16 protein-coding genes and 3 tRNA genes are annotated in these 21,981 nt (G+C 64.1%); 7 read left to right on the top strand and 12 right to left on the bottom strand.

The window, feature by feature from the left end; translation table 11 throughout:
- Positions 1-50: 50 nt before the first annotated feature.
- The 4 genes from katG to C3F36_RS00960 form a co-directional block, all read right to left on the bottom strand.
- Positions 51-2,225, bottom strand: a complete 2,175-nt coding sequence (katG, locus tag C3F36_RS00975; RefSeq protein WP_104454279.1) for a catalase/peroxidase HPI — start codon at positions 2,223-2,225, stop codon at positions 51-53.
- 520 nt (positions 2,226-2,745) lie between these two features.
- A tRNA-His gene (locus C3F36_RS00970) sits at positions 2,746-2,821 on the bottom strand.
- Positions 2,822-2,867: 46 nt separating this feature from the next.
- Positions 2,868-2,944: transfer RNA gene (locus C3F36_RS00965), tRNA-Arg, on the bottom strand.
- A 36-nt stretch (positions 2,945-2,980) separates the two neighbouring features.
- Positions 2,981-3,057 (bottom strand) — tRNA-Pro (locus tag C3F36_RS00960).
- A 203-nt stretch (positions 3,058-3,260) separates the two neighbouring features.
- On the opposite strand from C3F36_RS00960, the gene folD reads away from it, so the two are divergent.
- The gene (gene folD / locus C3F36_RS00955; RefSeq protein WP_010674955.1) at positions 3,261-4,118 is read left to right on the top strand and encodes a bifunctional methylenetetrahydrofolate dehydrogenase/methenyltetrahydrofolate cyclohydrolase FolD; all 858 of its coding nucleotides are present in this window, start codon (positions 3,261-3,263) and stop codon (positions 4,116-4,118) included.
- A gap of 84 nt (positions 4,119-4,202) precedes the next feature.
- Here the strand turns inward: folD and C3F36_RS00950 are convergent, their stop codons facing one another.
- From C3F36_RS00950 to C3F36_RS00940, 3 genes are all read right to left on the bottom strand, one after another.
- The gene (locus C3F36_RS00950; RefSeq protein ID WP_104454278.1) at positions 4,203-5,366 is read right to left on the bottom strand and encodes a trans-sulfuration enzyme family protein; all 1,164 of its coding nucleotides are present in this window, start codon (positions 5,364-5,366) and stop codon (positions 4,203-4,205) included.
- 92 nt (positions 5,367-5,458) lie between these two features.
- Positions 5,459-6,481 (bottom strand): isopenicillin N synthase family dioxygenase, encoded by a 1,023-nt coding sequence (locus C3F36_RS00945; protein WP_104454277.1) that lies wholly within the window; start codon positions 6,479-6,481, stop codon positions 5,459-5,461.
- A gap of 331 nt (positions 6,482-6,812) precedes the next feature.
- Complete coding sequence (locus C3F36_RS00940) at positions 6,813-7,451, bottom strand: NAD(P)-dependent oxidoreductase (protein WP_104454276.1); 639 nt, start codon at positions 7,449-7,451, stop codon at positions 6,813-6,815.
- 100 nt (positions 7,452-7,551) lie between these two features.
- On the opposite strand from C3F36_RS00940, the gene C3F36_RS00935 reads away from it, so the two are divergent.
- A complete protein-coding gene (locus C3F36_RS00935; RefSeq protein WP_104454275.1) occupies positions 7,552-8,451 on the top strand; it encodes a LysR family transcriptional regulator in 900 nt (299 codons plus the stop codon).
- 116 nt (positions 8,452-8,567) lie between these two features.
- Positions 8,568-9,467, top strand: coding sequence for an AraC family transcriptional regulator (locus C3F36_RS00930; RefSeq protein ID WP_104455980.1), 900 nt, complete (start codon positions 8,568-8,570; stop codon positions 9,465-9,467).
- Here C3F36_RS00930 and C3F36_RS00925 read toward each other — a convergent pair.
- The 3 genes from C3F36_RS00925 to C3F36_RS00915 all read right to left on the bottom strand — a co-directional run bounded on the left by C3F36_RS00925 (position 9,464) and on the right by C3F36_RS00915 (position 12,544).
- Entirely contained in the window at positions 9,464-11,032 is a 1,569-nt protein-coding gene (locus tag C3F36_RS00925; protein ID WP_158656057.1) for an EAL domain-containing protein, read from the bottom strand. The two genes, C3F36_RS00930 and C3F36_RS00925, sit on opposite strands and share 4 nt — an antisense overlap.
- Before the next feature lie 76 nt (positions 11,033-11,108).
- Positions 11,109-12,248 (bottom strand): sensor domain-containing diguanylate cyclase, encoded by a 1,140-nt coding sequence (locus tag C3F36_RS00920; RefSeq protein ID WP_104454273.1) that lies wholly within the window; start codon positions 12,246-12,248, stop codon positions 11,109-11,111.
- A complete protein-coding gene (locus tag C3F36_RS00915; protein WP_104454272.1) occupies positions 12,248-12,544 on the bottom strand; it encodes a hypothetical protein in 297 nt (98 codons plus the stop codon). Before C3F36_RS00915 ends, C3F36_RS00920 begins: the two co-directional genes overlap by 1 nt.
- A gap of 426 nt (positions 12,545-12,970) precedes the next feature.
- Here C3F36_RS00915 and C3F36_RS00910 point away from each other — a divergent pair, with 426 nt between their 5' ends.
- Both C3F36_RS00910 and C3F36_RS00905 read left to right on the top strand, forming a co-directional pair.
- Positions 12,971-15,115: a TonB-dependent siderophore receptor gene (locus tag C3F36_RS00910; RefSeq protein ID WP_104454271.1), complete on the top strand. Its 2,145-nt coding sequence runs from the start codon at positions 12,971-12,973 to the stop codon at positions 15,113-15,115.
- Positions 15,116-15,177: 62 nt separating this feature from the next.
- Positions 15,178-15,984: a siderophore ferric iron reductase gene (locus tag C3F36_RS00905; protein ID WP_442778394.1), complete on the top strand. Its 807-nt coding sequence runs from the start codon at positions 15,178-15,180 to the stop codon at positions 15,982-15,984.
- A 73-nt stretch (positions 15,985-16,057) separates the two neighbouring features.
- On the opposite strand, the gene C3F36_RS00900 is transcribed toward C3F36_RS00905, so the two are convergent.
- Positions 16,058-16,993, bottom strand: coding sequence for a LysR substrate-binding domain-containing protein (locus tag C3F36_RS00900; protein WP_043156436.1), 936 nt, complete (start codon positions 16,991-16,993; stop codon positions 16,058-16,060).
- A gap of 161 nt (positions 16,994-17,154) precedes the next feature.
- Between C3F36_RS00900 and metE the strand changes: the two genes are divergently transcribed.
- Positions 17,155-19,419: a 5-methyltetrahydropteroyltriglutamate--homocysteine S-methyltransferase gene (gene metE, locus C3F36_RS00895; RefSeq protein ID WP_039041274.1), complete on the top strand. Its 2,265-nt coding sequence runs from the start codon at positions 17,155-17,157 to the stop codon at positions 19,417-19,419.
- A gap of 93 nt (positions 19,420-19,512) precedes the next feature.
- Here the strand turns inward: metE and C3F36_RS00890 are convergent, their stop codons facing one another.
- Positions 19,513-20,625, bottom strand: a complete 1,113-nt coding sequence (locus C3F36_RS00890; RefSeq protein WP_104454269.1) for a glycosyltransferase family 9 protein — start codon at positions 20,623-20,625, stop codon at positions 19,513-19,515.
- Between the two features lie 177 nt (positions 20,626-20,802).
- On the opposite strand from C3F36_RS00890, the gene C3F36_RS00885 reads away from it, so the two are divergent.
- Positions 20,803-21,927, top strand: a complete 1,125-nt coding sequence (locus C3F36_RS00885) for an HPP family protein (protein ID WP_104454268.1) — start codon at positions 20,803-20,805, stop codon at positions 21,925-21,927.
- Positions 21,928-21,981: the final 54 nt, after the last annotated feature.

Below are 21,981 nucleotides of genomic sequence, written 5' to 3'. Positions count from 1 at the left end.
AAAAACGCCCCGTTCCCGGGGCGTTGGGAACGGGGCGCCTGCCAGCGTCCTCAGGCGAGGTCGAAGCGATCCAGGTTCATCACCTTGGTCCAGGCCGCCACAAAGTCCTTCACGAACTTCTCCTTGGCATCCGCACTGGCGTAGACCTCTGCCAGGGCGCGCAGCTGGGAGTTGGAACCGAACACCAGATCGACCCGGGTTCCGGTCCACTTCACCTTGCCGCTCTGGCGATCACGGCCTTCATAGACTCCCTGGCTGCCCGCCGCCGGCTTCCACTCCGTGCCCATGTCGAGCAGGTTGACGAAGAAGTCGTTGGAGAGGGTGCCCGGGGTGGCGGTAAAGACCCCGTGGCAGTTGCCCGCGTTGGTGCCGAGCACCCGCATGCCGCCCACCAGTACCGTCATCTCGGGGGCACTCAGGGTGAGCAACTGCGCCTTGTCGATCAGCATGGTCTCCGCGAAGCCCGCGCACTCGCCCGCGTAGTTGCGAAATCCATCTGCGAGGGGCTCGAGCACCGCGAAGGAGTCCACATCGGTCTGGGCCTGGGAGGCATCCATCCGGCCCGGAGTGAAGGGCACGGTCACGGCGACACCGGCTCTCTTCGCAGCCTGCTCGACCCCCACGCTGCCCGCCAGTACGATGAGATCGGCGAGGGAGACCCGCTTGCCGCCGGTGGCTGAGGCGTTGAAGGCCTGCTGGATCCCGTCGAGGGCCTGAAGCACTTTCGCAAGCTGGGCAGGCTGGTTCACGGCCCACTCCTTCTGCGGGGCCAGGCGGATGCGGGCACCGTTGGCGCCACCGCGTTTGTCAGAGCCACGGAAGGTGGACGCGGAAGCCCAGGCGGTCGACACCAGCTCGGCCACGGACAGGGAGGCCGCCAGGATCTTCTCCTTGAGCAGGGCCACGTCCTTGTCATCGATCAGGGGATGATTGACGGCGGGGATGGGGTCTTGCCAGATCAGCTCCTCTTTGGGCACTTCCGGCCCCAGGTAGCGGGCGATGGGGCCCATGTCGCGGTGGGTCAGCTTGAACCAGGCGCGAGCAAAGGCATCGGCGAAGGCCTGAGGATCCTCGTAGAAGTGGCGGGAGATCTTGCCAAACTCGGGGTCAAAGCGCAGGGTCAGGTCGGTAGTGAGCATGGTCGGCTTGTGGAACTTGCCCGGGATGTGCGCATCGGGAATGATCTCGGGCGCATCCTTGGCCACCCACTGCTTGGCGCCGGCTGGCGACGTGGTCAGCTCCCACTCGTAGTTGAACAGGTTTTCAAAGAAGTTGTTGCTCCACAGGGCCGGTGTCTTGGTCCAGGTCACTTCGAGCCCGCTCGAGACGGTGTCCTTGCCATGGCCGCTGCCGAAGTCGCTCATCCAGCCGAGGCCCTGGGCCTCCAGAGGCGCGGCTTCCGGCTCTGGCCCCTTGTGGGATTCGGGCGCGGCGCCGTGGGCCTTGCCGAAGGTGTGGCCGCCCGCGATAAGGGCGACCGTCTCTTCATCGTTCATGGCCATGCGACCGAAGGTGGAACGGATGTCCTTGGCAGCCTCCATGTAGTCACCGCTGGCGTTGGGCCCTTCCGGGTTGACGTAGATGAGGCCCATGTGGGTGGCACCGAAGGGGGCCGTAAGCTCGCGATCGCCCTTGACCCGATCGGGATCGACCCCGAGCCAGGCAATTTCATCCCCCCAGTTGACGTCCTGATCCGGCTCCCACACGTCGGGCCGCCCACCGCCAAAGCCGAAGGTGCGAAAACCCATGGTCTCCAGGGCGACGTTGCCGGCGAGGATCAGCAGATCGGCCCAGGAGATCTTGTTGCCGTATTTCTGCTTGATGGGCCAGAGCAGGCGACGGGACTTGTCGATGTTGACGTTGTCAGGCCAGCTGTTGAGGGGGGCGAAGCGCTGTTGGCCACGGCCGCCGCCACCGCGACCGTCGGTGGTGCGATAGGTGCCCGCAGCATGCCAGGTCATGCGGATGAACTGGGGGCCGTAGTGACCGAAGTCCGCCGGCCACCACTCCTGGGAATCCGTCATCAGCTTGACCAGATCTTTCTTGAGTGCCTTGTAATCCAGGCTCGCGAAGGCCTTGGCGTAGTCAAAGTCCTTGTCCATGGGATCGGCGCCGGGGGAATGCTGATGCAGCAGATCCAGCCGCAACTGGTTCGGCCACCAATCTCGATTGGTTCTGCCGACGCCGGCGGTGTGGTTGAAGGGGCATTTGCTTTCTTCACTCATCTCTGTCTCTCCTTGGCAGTCATGTGCAATGCAGACAACTCAGTATGGGAACTTTTCCTGCAACCGGCGGGGTATGTGACAGGCTGGGCCTTGGACCGGCATCGGGGGGTTATCAATAACTCCTTATATTTCAGCTAATTGATTAAGGATGGGATGACCGTATTACGAAAAGATGAATCGGTGCCATCGAATTTGGCTCTCCTGGACAAGGGGTAAGAGAAGGAAGGAGCGCCCTGGCAGCCGTGTTATCAATCTTTTTATCCATAACACGAGGGATCAGACCTGGACTTGCGCTGGGTCATGGCATGAGGAGGGCTTGTCTTGAGCGGGGCAGAAAACCCCATTTTTGTGACGGCGGTCCGGACTGCGTCCTGAGCAGGGCGCCGAGCGCCAGAGGATGGGGTGGGGGCGTTGCGCCAAAAAGCGGGCGGCGCAGAAACAAAAAGACCGGCCAGTGGCCGGTCCAAACAGACAGCGTGCTGCTGTCTCATCAGGCTGATCCCAGCCTGGAGGGGAATAATGGGGTGGCTGATGGGGCTCGAACCCACGACAACCGGAATCACAATCCGGGACTCTACCAACTGAGCTACAGCCACCACTGAAATCTGCCTTCGATACAGCAATCAAACTCATCTGTATCGATGGCGCGCCCTGCAGGATTCGAACCTGCGACCCACGGCTTAGAAGGCCGTTGCTCTATCCGACTGAGCTAAGGGCGCGTTGTATCAAGAAATCCGGGGATTTCCCGATGAACCTGGTCGGTGATAAAGGATTCGAACCTTTGACCCTCTGGTCCCAAACCAGATGCGCTACCGGGCTGCGCTAATCACCGAAAATTCGCCATCCAGCATACCTTCGGCGGCACCACTGGGCAACGGGCGGGCATCATACCCAAGCGCCAAAGTCAGCGTCAACGACTTTTTCCGCCAGTAAATTCAAGTGCCTACTTATTGCCCTCCCTGCGAGAGCCGCTAACACCCGCGCCAAAAAAATGCGACAATGCGCCGCAGTTGAACACATGGTGAGTGAAGAACGATGTCTGCCAAAATCATTGATGGAAAACAGGTTGCGCAAACGATTCGCAATCAGGTCGCCGCGCAAGTCCAACAGCGGTTGGCGCAGGGGAAACGGGCACCGGGTCTGGCGGTGATCCTGGTGGGGCTGGATCCGGCCTCCCAAGTCTATGTGGGCAGCAAACGTCGCGCTTGTGAAGAGGTGGGATTTGTCTCCCGCTCCTATGACCTCAGCGCCACGGCGACACAAGCGGAGCTGCTGTCCCTGATCGACCAGCTCAACGAGGATCCGGAAGTGGACGGCATCCTGGTGCAGTTGCCCTTGCCGGCCCACTGCGATACCACCCAGGTACTGGAGCGCATTCGTCCCGACAAGGACGTTGATGGCTTCCATCCCTACAACGTGGGTCGTCTGGCCCAGCGCATCCCGGCGCTGCGACCCTGCACCCCCAAGGGGATCATGACCCTGATCGAGACCACAGGCGTCAAGACCCATGGTCTGCATGCGGTGGTGGTCGGGGCTTCCAACATCGTGGGGCGCCCCATGACGCTGGAGCTGCTGCTGGCCGGTTGCACCACCACCACCTGTCACCGCTTCACCCAGGATCTGGAGACCCAGGTGCGCCGGGCCGACTTGCTGGTGGTGGCGGTGGGCAAGCCCAACTTCATTCCGGGGGAGTGGGTTAAACCCGGTGCCCTGGTGATCGACGTGGGCATCAACCGCCTTGCGGACGGCTCCCTGGTGGGAGATGTGGAGTATGAGACCGCGCGCAATCACGCCGCCTTCATCACGCCGGTACCGGGGGGCGTGGGCCCCATGACGGTCGCCAGCCTGATGGAGAACACCCTGAGCGCCTGCCAGGATTACCACGACGCCTGATGAGGGCGCCGGGCAGAAAAGAGAAAGGGAAGGCATTGCCTTCCCTTTTTTTATTGCGTCACTCCCCCGGATCGCTACTGGGTATCAGAGGAGGGCCAGGGCGGCGGCCAGATCGGCAATCAGATCGTCGGCGTCTTCCACCCCGATGCTGAAGCGGATGAGATCGTCATTGACCCCGGCGGCGAGGCGGCTCGCCTCGTCCATGGCGGCGTGGGTGGTGCTGGCCGGATGGCAGGCGAGACTCTCGAGATCGCCCAGACTCACCGCCTGCACGAACAGCTGCAGGTTGTCGAGCAGGGTGGCACAGCGCTCAAACCCGCCTTCCAGCTCGATGCTCACCATGCCGCCAAAGCCGCTGGCGAAGGCGCCGAGGGCATCGTGGCCCGGATGGTTGGCAAGGCCCGGGTAGATTACCTTCTTCACCGCCGGGTGGGCATCCAGGAACTCGGCCACCTTCTGGGCGTTGTGCAGGTGGGCATCCATGCGCAGGGGTAGTGTCTTGACCCCCCGTTGCAGCAGGTAGGCCTCCTGCGGGCCGATGGGAGAGCCGATGTGCTTGAGGGCCACGGTGCGAATCGATTTCATCAGCGCGTGAGAGCCCGCCACCACCCCGGCGATGATGTCGCCGTGGCCGCCCAGGTACTTGGTACCGCTGTGCATGACAATGTCGATGCCAAGCTCGAGCGGGCGCAGCAGGTAGGGGGTAAGGAAGGTGTTGTCACACACCGTGATGGCACCCACCTTGCGGGCCGCCTCCACCACCACCCGTGGATCCACCACCTTGAGGGTGGGGTTGGTCAGGGTTTCGAACAGTACCACCTTGGTGGCGGGGCGGATGTTGGCCAGCAGCGCCTGATCGCTCTCGTAGGCGGTGATCTTGATGCCGGCGCGGCTGAAGGTCTGCTTGAGGAAGGCATCGGTGCCGCCGTAGAGGGGGCCGATATAGGCCACTTCATCACCGCTGTCGGCCAGGGCATACATGATGGCACTCACCGCCGCCATGCCGCTGGCCACCACCAGTGACTCATCTGCACCTTCGAGGGCTGCCAGCTTCTGCTCCAGCTCGGCGGTGGTGGGGTTGCCAAAGCGGCTGTAGATGAAGCCGGGGGCTTGACCTGCGAAGCGCTCCTTGCCCGCCTGGGCGTTGAAGTAGCTGAAGGTGCTGCTCTGGTAGAGCGGGGTGGTGAGGGCGCCGGTCTGGGGATCGATCCGCTGGCCGCTGTGCACGCTCATGGTCTTGAATTTCATTTTTTTACTCCGTCATTGTCAGGTCGTTGCCCGACTGCTTGTGTTATCCGGGGCGCCGTCGCGCCCCTTTTTTAATGTCGAGTGGCGGGTTGTCAGACTAGCGCTGGCTCGCGCTGCGGCTCGCCTGCATAGTGGCGAGCCGCCACATCCGGATGGGAGCGCAGCCTCCCCTTGAGCACGTTCTCTCCGACCTGATAAAAGAGCGGGTTGGCGGGATCGCTCTGGGGCCCTTCGGCCAGCGCCGCCAGCTCGGGGGAGAGGCTAAGCAGTGGCACAGTCGCATCCAGCCTTGCCGCCATGAAGAAGGCGCAGGAGAGGCGCGATACCCCGGGAGGGGGGCTCACCACCCGGTGCAGGGTGGCCTTGAGGTAGCCGTCGGACGCGAGCTCCAGCAGCTCGCCGATGTTGACCACCAGGGCGCCCGGCAGGGGGGGCGCGGGGATCCAGCCATCCGCCGTCTCCACTTCGAGCCCGGAGTGATCGTCCTGCATCACCAGCGTCAGGTAGCCGGGATCCTTGTGGGCACCTACCCCCTGACCACTGCTGCCTTCCGGTTGTCCGGGGTAGTGAATGAGCTTCATGTGCTGGTAGGGGGCACCGCGAATGCTCTCGTCAAATACTCCGGCGGGCTGCCCCAGCACCTCTGCGAAGGCATCCAGCAGGGTGAGGGTGATGTCGCTCAGTCGATCCTGCCATGCCAGCAGCCGTGTTTTCATCTCGGGCAGGGCGGCGGGCCACTGATTGGGGCCGATGAGGCGCTGCCAGGGTTCACGAATGTGCGCCACAGGCAGGGCCTGGGCTTCGTTCATGATATCGAACTGCTCCCGCAGATCCGGCCGTGCCCGGGTGAGCTCTGCCCCCACCTGGTTGTAGCCGCGAAAGTGGGGGGAGTGAACCATCTGCACCGCCAGTTTTTCTTCAAGTGGCAGGGCGAAGAAGCGGGCGGCGAGCGCCAGGGTCTCCTGGCGCGCCGATTCGCTCAGATCATGGCCCACCAGATAGAAAAAGCCCACTTCGCGGGCGGCCTGGCCAAGCTGCGTCAGCATCTGGCTGCGTGCAGCCGGGGTGCCCTTGAGGGCGGCGAGATCGATGATCGGCAATGATGGGGTGGTCATGGGCATCTCCTCACTTTCCGTGAACGGGGTCTGCGTGCCCCGGCGTGCGGGGTGTTGCGAAACCGGGGCGCACTCTTCTTGAGTGGCGCCGTTTGGGTTGAGGGTGATGCTACTGTTCGAGGTTATAAGGTGGAAGCAACAAAATATTCTTAGTTATATACAAAATTCGAAATGGAATTCGGACTTGAGCGAATGGAACGAGCAACGGGCGGCTCAGGCGGCGATCTGCCGTACCGGGTGAGAGCGACATTGGCGTGACGGGATAGACGGAGGGAGGCATCCGCCTCCCTCCGTGTGACTGTCATGGGAAGGGTTGCTGGCGCGCCTTTCCTCAATAACCCAGGGTGAAACGCTGGCGCAGGTGAGCCGGTGCTTGCGCCTCGTTCAGCACCCCGTTCGCCAGATCGCCGACCGTGATCCCGGCGGGCTGCTCGCCGCTGAACAACACCTGATCCGTGCCAAGGCGGTAACCACCGCGCTTCTCGCCGGGTTCGAGGAACACGGGTGGGGAGACGAAACGCCAGTCGAGGGTGGTTTCCCGGCGAAGGGCGGTGAGACCATCCCGGGCCGCGAGGGCCCCTTGCTTCCACTCTGCCGGGAACTCCGGGGTGTCCACCAACTGCACGCCCGGGGCGATTTCCAGACTGCCGGCACCGCCGACCACCAGCAGCCAGCTGTTGGCCGCGACGGCGGCGGCCACGATGGCGCTGGCCCCCTTGAGGTACTGATCGTAGATGTCCGGGGCACTCCAGCCCGGGTTGTAGGCACTGATCACCCGATCGTGCCCCTTGAGCACCCTGGCCAGTGCCTGGCTGTCCTGGGCGTCCACCGCCACGGCGGTGACTTGCGGGTGAGCGGCGACCTTGCTCACGTCACGCACGATGGCGGTGACCTGATGACCGCGGCTGACGGCCTCCTGGAGGATGGCTGAACCGACAAAACCGCTGGCACCGATGAGGGCAATCTTCATGGGAATTCTCCTTCACTGTGGGAATGGGGCTATCCTACGCCCCCGAGTGTGATTTAATAATCCACTTAAAATTGTATTCACTTGTAAGCAGGGCTTCATAATGGATCAGCTCAGACGCTACGCCATCTTTGCCGCCGTGGTGGAGGCGGGCAGCATGACCGGCGCCGCCAAGGCCCTCGGCATGACCCCGTCCGCCGTCAGCCAGCATATCAGTCAACTGGAGAGCCAGCTCGGTCTGCCCCTGCTGCACCGCTCCACCCGCCGCCTCAGCCTGACCGAGGCGGGGGAGGTGGTGTGGCAGGGTTGCCAGTCGTTGCAGCAGACCCTGAACGACACCGAGCTGCGCCTCTCGGAGGTGCGCGACAGCCTGCTCGGAGAAGTGCGGATCACCGCGCCGGTGGGGATGGCGGGCCAGCCCCTGGCGCGGGCGCTCTCGCCGCTGCTGCAGGCGCACCCGGGCCTGGGCATCCAGATCATTGCCGACGACGAGAAGCGGGATCTCATCAAGGATCGCATCGACGTGGCGCTGCGGGTCGGCACGCTTGAAGATTCCACCCTGGTGGCGCGCAGGCTGGGTCAGACCCGGATGCTGCTGTGTGCCTCGCCCGCCTATCTGGCACGCAAGGGCACGCCGCGCAGCCCGGCAGATCTGCTGGCCCACGACTGGCTGGCCTCGGACATGCTGGGGGGCGGGATACTGCTGTTGGACGAGAAGGGGGAGGCCCACAAGATCAAGCCCAAGCCCAGGGTGCTGTGCAACAACGTCTTGCCCCTGCGCCAGTTTACCCTGGCAGGGCAGGGGATTTCGCTGCAACCGGAAGGTGAAATAGAAGAAGATATCGCCACCGGTCGGTTACTCGTGCTGCTGCCGGGTTTTTCGGCCCCTCCCATGGAGATCCATGCCATCACCCCCCAGCGGGAGATCCCGGAGAAGGTGCGGCGGGTGATCAGCGCCCTTCGCAGCCACTTTGCCGAGCATGGCCAGAGCCGTCTACCCTGAGCGGGGCGGGATGAATAGCCAGGCGGTGCGCCGGCCTTGCGGTCGGCGCGACACCCCTGTTTAATGTGGCCCTCCCGGGCCAGAGCGCCCTCTGCTGGCGTGGTCTCAAGCGCATCATGACACCGACTTCTCCCCACCCACTCCGTGAGCCGGCACCCGAGGCGCGCGCCCACCTCACCCGCATCGAGCGAGTGCTCGACCACATCCATGCCAATCTGGATCAGCCGCTCTCCCTGGAGGCGCTGGCCCGGCAGAGCTGCTGGTCCCGCTGGCAGTTGCAACGGGTATTCCTGCATGAGACGGGCCAGACGGTGGCTCACTATGTGCGCGAGCTGAAGCTGAGCATGGCGGCGGAGGCGCTGCTCTCCACCCGGCTGCGGGTGCTGGATGTGGCGCTGGATCACGGGTTTGGCTCCGAAGTGAGTTTCAGCCGCGCCTTCAAGCAGCAATTTGGCTGCTCGCCGCTGGCGTATCGCAAGCGGGGCCTGCGGCTGGGGCTGCGCACGCCCCTGGTGCGGGCGGCGGTCCCCCGCTCTGCCTCTCCCAACCTGGTGCAGGTGCGCATAGAGAGCCTGCCGGTGTTCACCTTGCAGGGAGTCAGGGGCACGATCCGGGGGTTGTTCGATGCCTCACCGGATTTTCAGCAGACGGTGCCCGCCATCTGGCGAGCGCTGCGCGAGACGGGGGCGCTGGACTTGTCGAGGGAGTGGCTGGGGGTGGTGGATGTGTCGGGGGCAGGGGAGCGGCTGCCTTACTGGGCCGGAGTGGCCACGGCGGCGCCTACGCCCCCCGGCCTGTCGAGTCTCGACGTGCCGGCCCTGGAGTATGCCGTGCTCACCCACAAAGGACCCATTGCCCAGCTGGGGGAGAGCCTGCACTGGTTCATCCTGCACTGGCTGCCGGAGTCGGCATACCGGGGGCTGGACGGTTTCGAGCTGGAGCGCTATGCCCCCGGCTTTGACGGCCAGCAGCCCGACGCCACCATGGAGTACTGGCTGCCCGTCGCCCCCCGTTAGGGAAGGAGGCTCACCCCGGCATGGAGCCTGGATGGCTCCGGGCGTGTGGCGCTGGTCAGGAGATCAGTGAACTGGGCCGGTGGCAGCGGCTTGGCGAAGTAGAAGCCCTGCAGGTAATCGATGCCATAGTGGCGTGCCATCTCGACCTGCTCCTGGGTCTCCACCCCCTCGGCGACCAGAGCCAGCCCCATGCGATGGGCGAGATCCAGGATGTTTTCGACGATATGGCGGGAGGGGCCTTCCTCTTTCATTCCCTTGATAAAGCTGCGATCGATTTTGATGATGTCCACATGGAACATCTGCAGATAGCAGAGGCTGGAGTGGCCGGTGCCAAAGTCATCGATGGCGATGAGCACGCCCAGCTCGTCCAGGGCATCGAAGATGGCGCGGGTCTGCTCGTCCGCATCCACCATCTCCCGCTCCGTCACCTCGAGCACCAGGCGCAGATCCTGGCCCGGGAAAGCGCGAAGAAAGTCGCGGCACTCGGCGACGATGTCCTGGTTTTTGAAGTGCTGGGCGCAGACATTGACGGCGACGTGAAAGCCGGGGGGCAGCCTGTCGGCCATCCCGACCAGATAATCCCGGGTCTGGGCCATCAACTGGCGGGTCATCGGCACTATGTAGCCGCACTCCTCCGCGAGGGGGATGAAGTGGTTGGGGGCAATCATCCCTTGTGTGGGATGACGCCAGCGCATCAGCACTTCACAACCGCGCAGGCGCCCCTGTCTGTCCATCACGGGTTGCAGATGGGGGATGAACTCCCGGGCCGCCATGGCTCTGGCGAGTTCGCTGCGGGGGGAGCCGCTGCGTCCCCTCAGATAGAAGGTGAGCAGCCCCAGCAACAACGCCAGCACAGGGGCGGCAAGCAGGTTCTCCTGGTTGTACGCCCAGGCAAACGCCAGCACTTCCTTGTAACCGTTGAGCGCCACCAGGCGATAGGGATGAGCGGTGGGCTCGCTCTGTTGCAGACGTTGTCCCCCTTCCAGCAGGCGGGCTGCGGGCAGGGTCCTGCCGCGGCCATCGAGGGCCTGGTCCCCGAGGAGGAAGAAGAGGTTGTCCTCCCCCATCACGGCCTGCAAGGCACCGAAGATGTGGAAGCCGTCCAGCTCCACCAGCAGGGTGCGATCGCCGGATGGCTGACGGTAGAGGATGGCGGTCTGCCCGGTGATGGGGCTGTGTCTGGCGAGGATCAGCGTCTGGTTGCCCGCCGGGCCGCGAGGAATATCCCGGGTGAGGATGGGCCTGTGCAGGGTGGTACAGCGCAGTTGCTGCCCCTCCAGCACATAGAGTGCCCGCGCATAGGGGGAGGCGGTGATGAGGTCGCGCAGGGCCAGTTGCTCATCCTGGCAGCGGCCCATGGCGAGGGGGCGCGCGGCCTCGACCAGGGCCTGACTGTCGTTGATGGCGCTCTCTATCATGGCCCGGGCATGGTTCAGGCTGCGCGCGTTGTCCTTGCGAAGGCCGCTGGCCGCCTGCAGGAGGTTGAGGGCGGTGAGGCCGACCAGCAAGAGGAGCCCGAGCACGATGGCCAGACGCAGACGCTGTGCCAGGGGATCAGTCGGCATGATGCACCCGATTCTTGCCGGCATCCTTGGCCTGATAGAGCGCCTGATCGACCCGCGCCAGCAGTTGCTCGGCGGACTACTGTCGCCACAGTCCCAACCCGGCAGAGAAGGTCACCACCAGTTCCGGTTCGCGCCATAACCGCTGTGCCACCTGGGTACGCCACTGTTCAATCAGCCTCCGTGCTCTGACGCTGTCCTCCCCGGGAATGATGATGGCCAGCTCCTCGCCGCCGTAGCGGTAGAGGGTGGCCTCCTTGCCTGCAATCTGCCGCCCTTCCCGGGCCATCGCCCGCAGGACCTCGTCACCGACCGGGTGACCGTGGGTGTCATTGATGGATTTGAAGTTGTCCAGATCGATCAACCCCAGACAGAAAGGGCGGCCGGCGATCAGCTGGTCGTCGAGTGCCTTGTCAAAGCAGCGGCGATTGAACAGACCCGTCAGGGCATCCGTGTTGGACGCCTCCACGGCTTCCAGCATCTGGCGATGGCCGTTCTGGATCTCCTGGCGCAACTGATCCCCCGGTTTGCCCGCGTGGATGCGTCCGGTGCGCATCAGGGCGATGATCTCGAAGATCATCTTGCTGAGCACATGACGCAAGGACCACCAGCAGAGCAGGCAGATCAGCATGCAGCCCACCAGGGTGATCTGGAGCTGGTGGGACTCGCTGCTGCTCACCTCCTTGAACCTGGCATTGCTGACGGCATAGATGACGAACCAGTCCGGGTTGGAGAAGGAGTGGTAGTAGAAGTGGGTCTGGCACTTTGCATCGAAGAGGTGGTCGGCGCCGTTGGTCATCTGCTCGATGAGACGGCGGTCCAGACGATGGCGAAACAGGTTCCCCACATCCGAATGCAGCAGGATGTCGCCCGCCCGATCGACCAGGTAGAACTCCCCCTTGAGAGGGCTCATGAGCTGGCGAAGGGGATAGCTCATCTGCTCGAGATCCACATTCATGGCCAGGGTGCCGAGGAAGAATCCCTCCTTGTTGATCAGGGGGCGGGAGACGGAGACGCTGCGGCTCTTGTCATCGAATTGGCTGGTGTAGTGGTCGGTGTAGTGCACGAAGAGGGTTCGCACGGCGGCCGCGAGAAACCAGGGGCGCTCCTTGGCATCAACGTGCTCCCCGACCGGCAGATGGGGGACGGAGTTGAACCGCCCCTGTGGATCGGCGAGCAGGATGCTCTTCACATAGGGGGTGAGCGCCAACGTTTGCATCAGGAGATGCCAAGGGGTGTGTTGCCCTCATTGAGGAAGGCATCCAGGCCTGATTCATCGATGACACTGCCCGTTTCGTAGAGGACATGCTCCAGTGACTTGAACTGTGGCTCGATGGACTGGGTCGCCATGTTGTGCACGAACATGGCCGCCACCTTGTGGTATTTGCGCTCGGCGGAGGTCCGGATGCTGACACTGACGGCCATCAGGGCGATAAGCAGGGTCAGGATGATGACTCCGAAGGTGACGTTGAGCTGGGTATCGCAGTGCAGGTTTTGGTGGGCGGTCTCATTCATAGGCGTGTGCTGATGGCTTGGTATTGTCTCAATCAGGGCTGATAAAAGGGTGGGCATGCTATCGCCTCCTTTATCAATAGCGATTGACCAGGATCAACAAGGGGAGGGAGAACGCGACCATACTTGTCTGATGAGTGTGAATATGGTGGTGAAAATGCTGTCATGTTCTGAATATGTGATGGTTACTTGCCGATTGACGATGCAAGTGAAGGCGGTGTCCTTCATCAGGCGGTCATGATGAGCCCTCCCTGAGAGGCTCGACGGCGTTGCCATGTTGCCTCCGATAGGAGATGGCATGCCTGCCACCCTCGCTTTTCCCGCTTCCCCGCCAACATGCCCCAAATTGTTAATATCGGGGCAAAATAGAACAATAAAATGCAAATGATATTTGTTACTATTCACATGCAGTAAGTAATCGAGGATCAGATGCAGCTTGTTCACCCCCCTTTGACCCTGGTCGCCGTGACCATCTCCACCCTGCTTGCAGGCTCTGTACAGGCCGCCGCGCCCGAAAGCCAGGATACCGCCACCGCCAACGAGACCCTGACCGTGCTCGGCCAGACCTATCGCAACACCGCGACCAAGACCCGGCTCGACCCCATCGAGACGCCCCAGGCCATCTCGGTGGTGGATGGGGAGACCCTGTCGCTGCGCGGTGTCAGCTCGGTGAGCGAGGCGCTGCGCTACGTGCCCGGCGTCAACACCGAGCTGCGGGGCGGGGCGGTCAATCGGCTGGATCTGTTCAACATCCGTGGCTTTGACAACTACCAGAACTTCTATGACGGCCTGCTGCTCCAGTACAACGACTGGAACCTGCAACCCCAGATCGATCCGGTGGCCATCGAGCAGCTGGAGGTGTTCAAGGGGCCGACATCGGTGCTCTATGGCAGCATGCCCCCCGGCGGCATGGTCAACCTCATCGCCAAGCGCCCCCAGCGGGAGAGCAAGCACAACGTGAGCGTGGCGACCGGCACGGGCACCCTCAAGGAGATGACCCTCGACAGCACCGGTGCCATCAACGAGCAGCTCGCCTATCGGCTGGTGGGACTGGCCCGGGAGAAGGATGGCCAGGCGGTGACCTCGAAGGAGGAGCGCTATGTCTTTGCGCCGTCCCTGGACTGGCAGCTCGGCGAGCGCACCCTGCTGAACCTCAACCTTTACTACCAGAAGGATCCCGAGGCCGGGATCTACACCACTGTGCCCGCCAGAGGCTCGGCCAAGTCCAACCCCCTGGGGCAGCTTGGCAGCGACACCTTCCTTGGCGACGAGAACTGGAACGAGTACAACCGGGATGTGACCCTGTTGGGCTACAAGCTGAGCCACGACTTCAACGAGCGCTGGCAGGTGCTGCAAAATGCCCGCTACATGGATGCGTCCGCCTATCAGCGCAACACCTACAACGCGGCCCTGGCGGCGGACAACCGCACCCTGGCCCGCAACGCCTATCTCACCGATGAAGACTCTCGCGGCGTTGTCATCGACAACCAGCTGGCGGGCAAGGTGCAGACGGGCTCTGCCCAGCACAACCTGCTGCTCGGGGTCGATTACCAGTACCTGGATGCCCATATCCTCTACCGGGATACCCTCGACTACTCGGCGCCCAGCATCGACATTTTCAACCCGAACCATAGCCAGATAGTCCCAGAGGCACTCACTTTCAACTACCAGGATAAAAAGGTGATCCGTCAGTCCCAGACCGGCGTCTATCTGCAGGATCAGGTGCGCCTCGATCGGCTGGTGGCCATCGGCGGCGCCCGCTACGACCGCTACCGGATGGACACCGACAGCCGGACCCTTTATCAGGGGGCGGACAGCCAGTCCCTGGCCCACATCGATCAGGACAACCTCTCCTTCCGTGTCGGCGCTATCTATGAGCTGGATGGCGGCTTCTCCCCCTATGCGAGCTATGCCGAGAGTTTCGAGCCGGTGCCGGGGGCGGACAAGCAGGGTCAGGCGTTCAAACCGGCGACCGGTCATCAGTGGGAAGGGGGCGTCAAGTTCCTCTCCGACGACATGGGCAAGACGGCGACCCTGTCGGCGTTCCACATCACCAAGAAGAATGCCCTGGTGACGGACCCGGACAATGTCTACGGGCCCAAGCTGCAGATCGGGGAGACGGTCTCCAGGGGCATCGAGCTTGAGGGGAGAGCCGATCTCACCAGCCAGCTGGATCTGGCCCTCAACTACACCCTGATGGACATGGAGATCACGCGCGATACCACCACGTTGCAGGGCAAGACGCCGGTCTGGGTCCCCAGACAGATGGCGTCGCTGTGGAGCAACTACTACCCCGGCGGCAACCTCGAGGGGATGCGAGTGGGCGCCGGCCTGCGCTACGTGGGGGAGGCCGAGATGGATGCCGCCAACACAGACAAGGTACCGGACTACCTCCTGATGGACATGTCCGCCTCCTACGATCTCGCCGCCCTCAGCGCAAGCCTGAAAGGGGTAGGGGTATCGCTTGGCGCCAGCAACCTGTTCAACAAGACCTACTACTCCTGCTACGACCAGAACAACTGCTGGTTCGGGGCCGAACGAAGCGTGGAGGCGCGACTCAAATACGCATTCTGACCTTGCGCCCCGGCACGCGCCCGGGGCCCTTTCAACGAATGGGCGAGGAGAGGGCGCGCGGTGTGCCGCGCAGCCTTGGTCGGGAGCACGGCCTTGGCCGGGAAAAAGCGGACGCGGAACGCGCCCTCGTCTCGGATCACCAGGCCCTGTTCGCGGCGGCGGCCAGCCTGATCCCGTCCCTCAAGGGGAACCTGGTGGCGGCCGGTGACGTGCGTCCGCCACTGACGGATGCCACCGGAGCGACGTCGGCCGAGGTGGCCGCAGCCCTCCATGCGCACTGGCAGCAGGCACACCCGGAGGCGGGACCCGCCTACTGGCTCACCCGCAGCTGGGGCATGCTCTGCTGGCAATCCATCTATCTCGCCATGGTGGCCGTCTACCGCCATCAGGCCGTGCCTGCCCTCGACAGGCTGGGACAGGGGCATGAGGCCGGCGTGGTGTCGGGCTTTACCCTGCCGGCCGAGCCCATGATCAAAGGGGAGGTCGGCGTGTTGATCAAGACGGCCGGGGAGCGACTCCAGGCGCACTGGCAGGGGCAGTTCACCCTCCTTGGGACGGCGCAGCGGCTGCGCCCCGGTTTCGTGCGCCCGCTCCTGGCGGACGATCTGCTGGCGGCCCTGGTGCGGGTGCCCGATTTCTTCGGGGAGGTGAGTCGGGAGGAGGTGAGGTCCCATGCTCCCCTCTGGCTTGAATCCTGTGGCCTGCCGTCGGCACATCTGACGGGCTGGTGCGAAGCAGGCCTGACCCGGGACGAGGCCTTCCCGGGCTATGTGCGCCAGCGCTGCTGCCTGCACTACAAGCGCCGGGATGGGGAACTGTGTGGCAACTGCCCGCGAAGGCTGGGTGGGGTGAGGGGTGATGAATGCTGATACCCGACTCTTCGTCTGCGCGGGCAACCCGTGATGAAAGCCGCCTGATCCTGGCGGCTTTTTTGTGCCCGGCTTACTGGGCCGCCATCCGGGTGCGGATGCGCTCGAACAGGCTCTGCAGGCAGGCCTGATCTTTGTCGGCGGCGCGCACGGCGCCATACATGTGGCGGCGAATGCCCTCCCCGAGAGGGCGCGCCTCAAGCAGGCCCTGGCGCACGAACTCCTCGCTGGCCCAGCGGGGCAGGGCGGCGAGCCCGAGCCCGGCGGCGGCCATCTGCAGCATGACCGAGGTGTTGTCCACCGGTTTGCAGCGGGCGGGCTCCACCCCGGCCGGTTGCAGGAAACGGCTGAACACATCCATGCGTGCCCGCTCCACCGGGTAGACCAGCAGCACCTCCGGTCGCAGATCGTCCGGTGTGATGCGCCGCTGCTGGCAGAGGGGGTGATCCGGCGCCATCACCAGGGTGAGATCGAAGGCGAACAGCGGCTCGAAATGAAGATCCCCGCGGGCCTGTACATCCGAGGTGAGTAGCAGGTCGAGCTGGCCGCCAAGCAGGGCACTGATGGCATCGAAACCCGGCACCGACTCCACCTCCAGATCCACGCCGGGCCACTGGCGGCGAAAGTCCGGCAACAGCGGGAGCAGCCACTGGATGCAGCTGTGGCAATCGAGGGCCAGATGCAGCCTGCCCGCCTCGCCGCTGTGCAGGGCGACCAGCTGGCGCTCGGTCTGGGCCAGGGCGGGCAGCACCTGACGGGCCAGGGCCAGCAGATGCTGGCCTGCCGCCGTCAGCACCAGAGGGCGGCTTTTTCGAAGAAACAGCTCCAGATTGAGGCGGGTCTCCAGCTCCTTGAGCTGGTGGGAGAGGGCGGACTGGGTGAGGTTGAGGGTGAGTGCGGCCCCGGCCAGGGACCCTTGCTCGGCCAGGGCGCTGATGGTCTTCAGGTGTTTGAGATCGATGCCCAGATTGCTGCTCTGAGGGGGGCTGGATGGGGTGGGCGCGACCATGGCACTGCTCCTTTGTGCGTCAGTTGAGAAATTCTTGAGAGCCAGTTGAAGAGGATTCAATAGCCAAGGCCACCTTATCTTGTCATTTTGGATGTGTAAACATCTGGATGGCCAAACAATCCAGATCCTCATCAGATAAACGAGCATAAGGAATGGAACCTATGACCTTCGCACACACCCTGGGCTTTCCCCGTATCGGCGCCAAGCGCGAACTGAAATTTGCCCTTGAATCCTACTGGCGTGGCGAAACCACCCAGGCCGAGCTGGTCGCCGTGGGCAAGAGCCTGCGTGAGCGCCACTGGCAGGCCCAGCGTACCGCCGGGGTCAACCTGCTGCCGGTGGGGGATTTTGCCTGGTACGATCAGGTGCTGGGTACCAGCCTGCTGGTGGACGCCGTGCCTGCCCGTCACCGCCACGGCGACACCGACCTCGACACCCTGTTCCGGGTGGCCCGTGGCCGTGCGCCGACCGGCCCGGCGGCGGCCGCTGCCGAGATGACCAAGTGGTTCAACACCAACTACCACTACCTGGTGCCGGAATTTTACCGTGACCAGCGCTTCAAGCTGGGCTGGAGCCAGCTCTTTGACGAGGTGGAAGAGGCCAAGGCCCTTGGGCTGCCGGTCAAGGCGGTGTTGCTGGGCCCCGTCTCCTACCTCTGGCTTGGCAAGGAGAAAGAGAGCGGCTTCTCCCGTCTCGAACTGCTGGATCGCCTGCTGATCGTCTACCAGGAGATCCTGGCCAAACTGGCGGCCCAGGGGGTGGAGTGGGTGCAAATCGACGAGCCAGCCCTGGCGCTGGACCTGCCGGACGAGTGGCGCCTGGCCTACCTCAAGGCATATGAGCGCCTGAGCGGCCCCTGCAAGCTGCTGCTCACCACCTACTTCGGGTCCGTGGCCCATCAGCGGGACATCATCACCAGTCTGAAGGTGGACGGCCTGCACCTGGATCTGGTGGCTGCCCCCGAGCAGCTCGAGACCCTGGTCCCGCACCTGCCGGCCCAGTGGGTACTCTCGGCGGGTGTCATCAACGGCCGCAACGTCTGGCGTGCCAACCTGGCCAAGCTGGCGCCGACCCTCAAGGCCTTGAAAGAAAAGCTTGGCGAGCGCCTCTGGGTGGCCTCCTCCTGTTCCTTGCTGCACAGCCCGGTGGATTTGACCCTGGAGCACGAGCTGGATCCCCAGACCCGCAGCTGGTTCGCCTTCGCCCTGCAAAAGTGCTATGAGCTGGGGCTGCTGTCCGACTACCTGGACGGCGGCGCCCTGGACAAAATCGAGGCTTACAGCCAGCCCATCGTGGATCGGGAGTCTGACAGCCGGGTTCACAAGAAGGCGGTGCAGTCACGACTCGCCAGCCTGACCAACAGTGACTTCGATCGCCAGAGCGCCTACCCGGTGCGTGCCGACGCGCAGCGCTCGGATCTGAAGCTGCCGCTCCTGCCCACCACCACCATCGGCTCCTTCCCGCAGACCTCTGAAATCCGGGTGCTGCGTCAGGATTGGCGTGCCGGGCGCATCGATGACCAGGCTTACGAGGCGGGCATCCAGGCCCAGATCAAGGACGCGATTGAGCGCCAGGAGGCCATCGGGCTGGACGTGCTGGTGCACGGCGAGGCCGAGCGCAACGACATGGTGGAGTATTTCGGGGAGCTGCTGGACGGCTTTGCCATCACCCGCTTTGGCTGGGTACAGAGCTATGGCTCCCGCTGCGTGAAGCCGCCGGTGATCACCCGTGACATCGACCGTCCGACCCCCATGACCCTTGAGTGGACGAAGTTTGCCCAGAGCCTGACCGACAAGCCGGTGAAGGGCATGCTGACCGGCCCCGTGACCATTCTCTGCTGGTCCTTCCCGCGGGAAGACGTGAGCCGCGAGCAGTCCGCCCTGCAGATTGGCCTGGCCATTCGCGACGAGGTGGCTGACTTGGAAGCCGCCGGCATCAAGATCATCCAGATCGACGAGCCGGCGATCCGCGAAGGGCTGCCCCTGCGCAAGCAGGATCACCAGGCCTATCTCGACTGGGCGGTGCGCGCCTTCCGCCTGAGCGCAAGCCCGGTGGTGGACAGCACCCAGATCCACACCCACATGTGTTACAGCGACTTCAACCTCATCATCGAGGCGGTGGCGGCGCTGGACGCGGATGTGATCACCATCGAGACGAGCCGCAGCCAGATGCAGTTGCTCGAAGCGTTCGAGCGCTTCAACTACCCCAACGAGATCGGCCCGGGCGTCTACGACATCCACTCGCCGAACGTACCGAGCCAGGGCTGGATTGAAGACCTCATCCGCAAGGCTGCACAACAAATCCCGGCAGACCGGCTCTGGGTGAACCCGGACTGCGGCCTCAAGACCCGCGGCTGGGAAGAGACCACCGCAGCCCTGAAGGTGATGGTCGATGCGACCCGGGCGCTGCGCGCCGAGCTGGCCTGAGGGCTTCCATTCACCCGGACGAGCGCCCGGTGAGTGTCACCAAGACGAGAGAGGGAAGGCGACAGCCTTCCCTCTTTTTTGCATGGCCGCTCCCTAGAGGGGGATCAGGGCGGGGTGGGAGGCGGGCTGGTAGCGGGTGGGGGAAACCGACATCGTCACCGGGTGAGGGGCGCTTGCGAGCGCCTCGGCCAGCCACTGTTGGTCGAGGGGGATGGCATTGCGATCCTCGATCACCAGATTGAGGTGCTGGGCACCCAGGCACCCGTAGCGGGCGGGGTCGGTCTGGGTAAAGAGGCCAAGACAGGGCACACCGCTGGCGGCAGCCAGGTGCAGGGGACCGGTGTCGGCGCTGACGAAGAGGGAGAGGCCGCCCGTGAAGCGGGCCAGCTCCCCCATGTTGCCAAGGGAAACGTGCACGTCCCCGAGCAGGTGCTCGGGGGCGGCGGGATCCGCGAGCTGGATCAGCAGGGCATCCGGGCTGTGACGGCGCAGATCCCCAAGCAACCGCTGCCACTGGGGCTGGGAGAGCCCCTTGCCCTTGCGGGCGCCGGTGAAAAAGCCGATCAGGGGACGGCCAGGATGGGCTCGTCGCAGCGCACTCAAGGCCGGGCTTGGCCCCTGCAACAGGCTGCCAAGGGGGATGGGGTCGGCCGGATTGCCCGGTATGCCGAGCAGTTGCAGGGGCTGGTGGGCGTAGTGGCACTCACTGTCCGCAGCCCGCGGACGCGGGAAGATGAGATCCCCGTGGCCATCGTCGAAGCCGCATTTCTCCCGGGCCTGTACCCAGGCGGCGATGAAGTGATCCGTACTGGAGGCGAAGGGGACGTAGACCCTGTCGTAGTGCTGGCGGCGCAGACGCGAGAGTGCCGAGAGGGCGCCCGGCAGGTGTCTGCCCTGCAACCGGATCTGATGAATGTGCCGCAGGGGCAGATCGGCCAGGAAGGGGAGCAGGGCGGTGGGGCTGCACACCAGCTCCAGCTCTGCGTGGGGATGGGCGCGATGAAGCTGGTGCAGGAAGGGCAGCAGGAAGAGGTTGTTGCCGATGCGGTTGGTACTGCGAATGACCAGGATCCGGCGGGGTGCCTGCGAAGAGGGCGGCAATGCGCTGCGACTGGCAAGCCAGCCGAGCAGGGTTCGCTCCAGTCCCGCCGTCCAGACCCGGCGTTGGCCGTCGAAGCGGCGCAGGGCATCGTTGAGGTGAGTCATACCGTTGGGCTCCAGTGTTGGGATGGCGTAAAGGGTGCCAGCGGACTCTTAAGACAATGTTAAGAAGGGAAAAAGCGTGCGGATGATGGCCATGGCGGAGCGGGGGGCTGGTGTGGGACGGGGGAAAGTGGCTAGAATTGCGCATTTGAAATAAATGTTATCGTCCGCGGGAGCACCATGCAGTTCAGGGATTTTTTGCCGGTATCGACCAATACCAGCGTCAAAGAGAGTTGTTACGGCGCCCTTGGCGCCCTCATCGGCTTGCTCGGCACCGCCTTGCTGTGCCGCTGGGGGTTGGGGCTCGAGGTGCACTGGCTCATCGCCCCCATGGGGGCCTCCGCCGTGCTGCTGTTTGCCGCCCCGGCCAGCCCCCTGGCCCAGCCCTGGTCCATCCTTGTGGGCAACGGGGTGTCGGCCCTGATGGGGGTATTGAGTGCCAGCCTGGTGCCGGACATGGCTATCGCCTCGGCCCTGGCGGTGATGCTGGCCATCGCCGCCATGTTCCTCACCCGCAGCCTGCACCCGCCCGGCGGCGCCGTGGCCTTGACCGCCGTCATCGGCGGCGAGGGGATCCGGGCGCTCGGGGTCGGCTACGTGCTGCTGCCGGTGCTGCTCAACTCCCTGTTGCTGCTGAGTCTGGGCTTGCTCTACAACCGCGCTCTGGGGCGTCGTTATCCCCATGGCGGCAAGGTGGCGCCCAATCGCCACCAGACGGCGGATCCCCAGCCGAGTGCCCGACTCGTCACCCAGGACATCGACTTTGCCCTGCAAAAACACGAGGAACTGCTGGACATCAGCCGCCAGGATCTGCAGGAGCTGCTGCAGGAGGCCCAGCTTCACGCCCTGCGGGGGCGAGTGGGGACGGTGCGTTGCCAGGATGTGATGTCGCGGGATCTCGTCGTGACGACGCCACAGGCGCTTGCCATGGAAGCGTGGCATCTGCTCTCCCACCACCAGATCAAGGCGCTGCCGGTGGTGGATGAGGGGGAGAGGCTGGTCGGCATCATCACCCTGCACGACCTGATGATCGACCGGGCGGGTCACCAGCCGAGGGCGAAGGAGGCCCTTGAGCAGCAGCAGGTGGCGGATCTGATGACCCGGGAGGTGCAGACGGCGCGGCGCTACCAGCCTCTCTACGATCTGGTGGAGGCCTTCTCCGACGGGGGGCTGCACCACATGCCGGTGGTGGAGGGGGAGCAGCTGGTGGGCATCATCACCCAGTCCGACATGGTGGCGGCCCTGTTCACCCTGGCCCTGAAACCCGGACTGACGAGCGAGGAGGCGACCCCGGTGTCGTCATAGCCAGGGGGCAAGAAAAAAGAGGGCGTGCCAGGCACGCCCTCTTTATTTCGCAGA

The sequence above is a fragment of the Aeromonas sp. ASNIH2 genome, from assembly GCF_002934795.1.
Lineage (GTDB): Bacteria > Pseudomonadota > Gammaproteobacteria > Enterobacterales > Aeromonadaceae > Aeromonas > Aeromonas caviae.
This window is presented reverse-complemented; position numbering and strand designations above follow the sequence as displayed.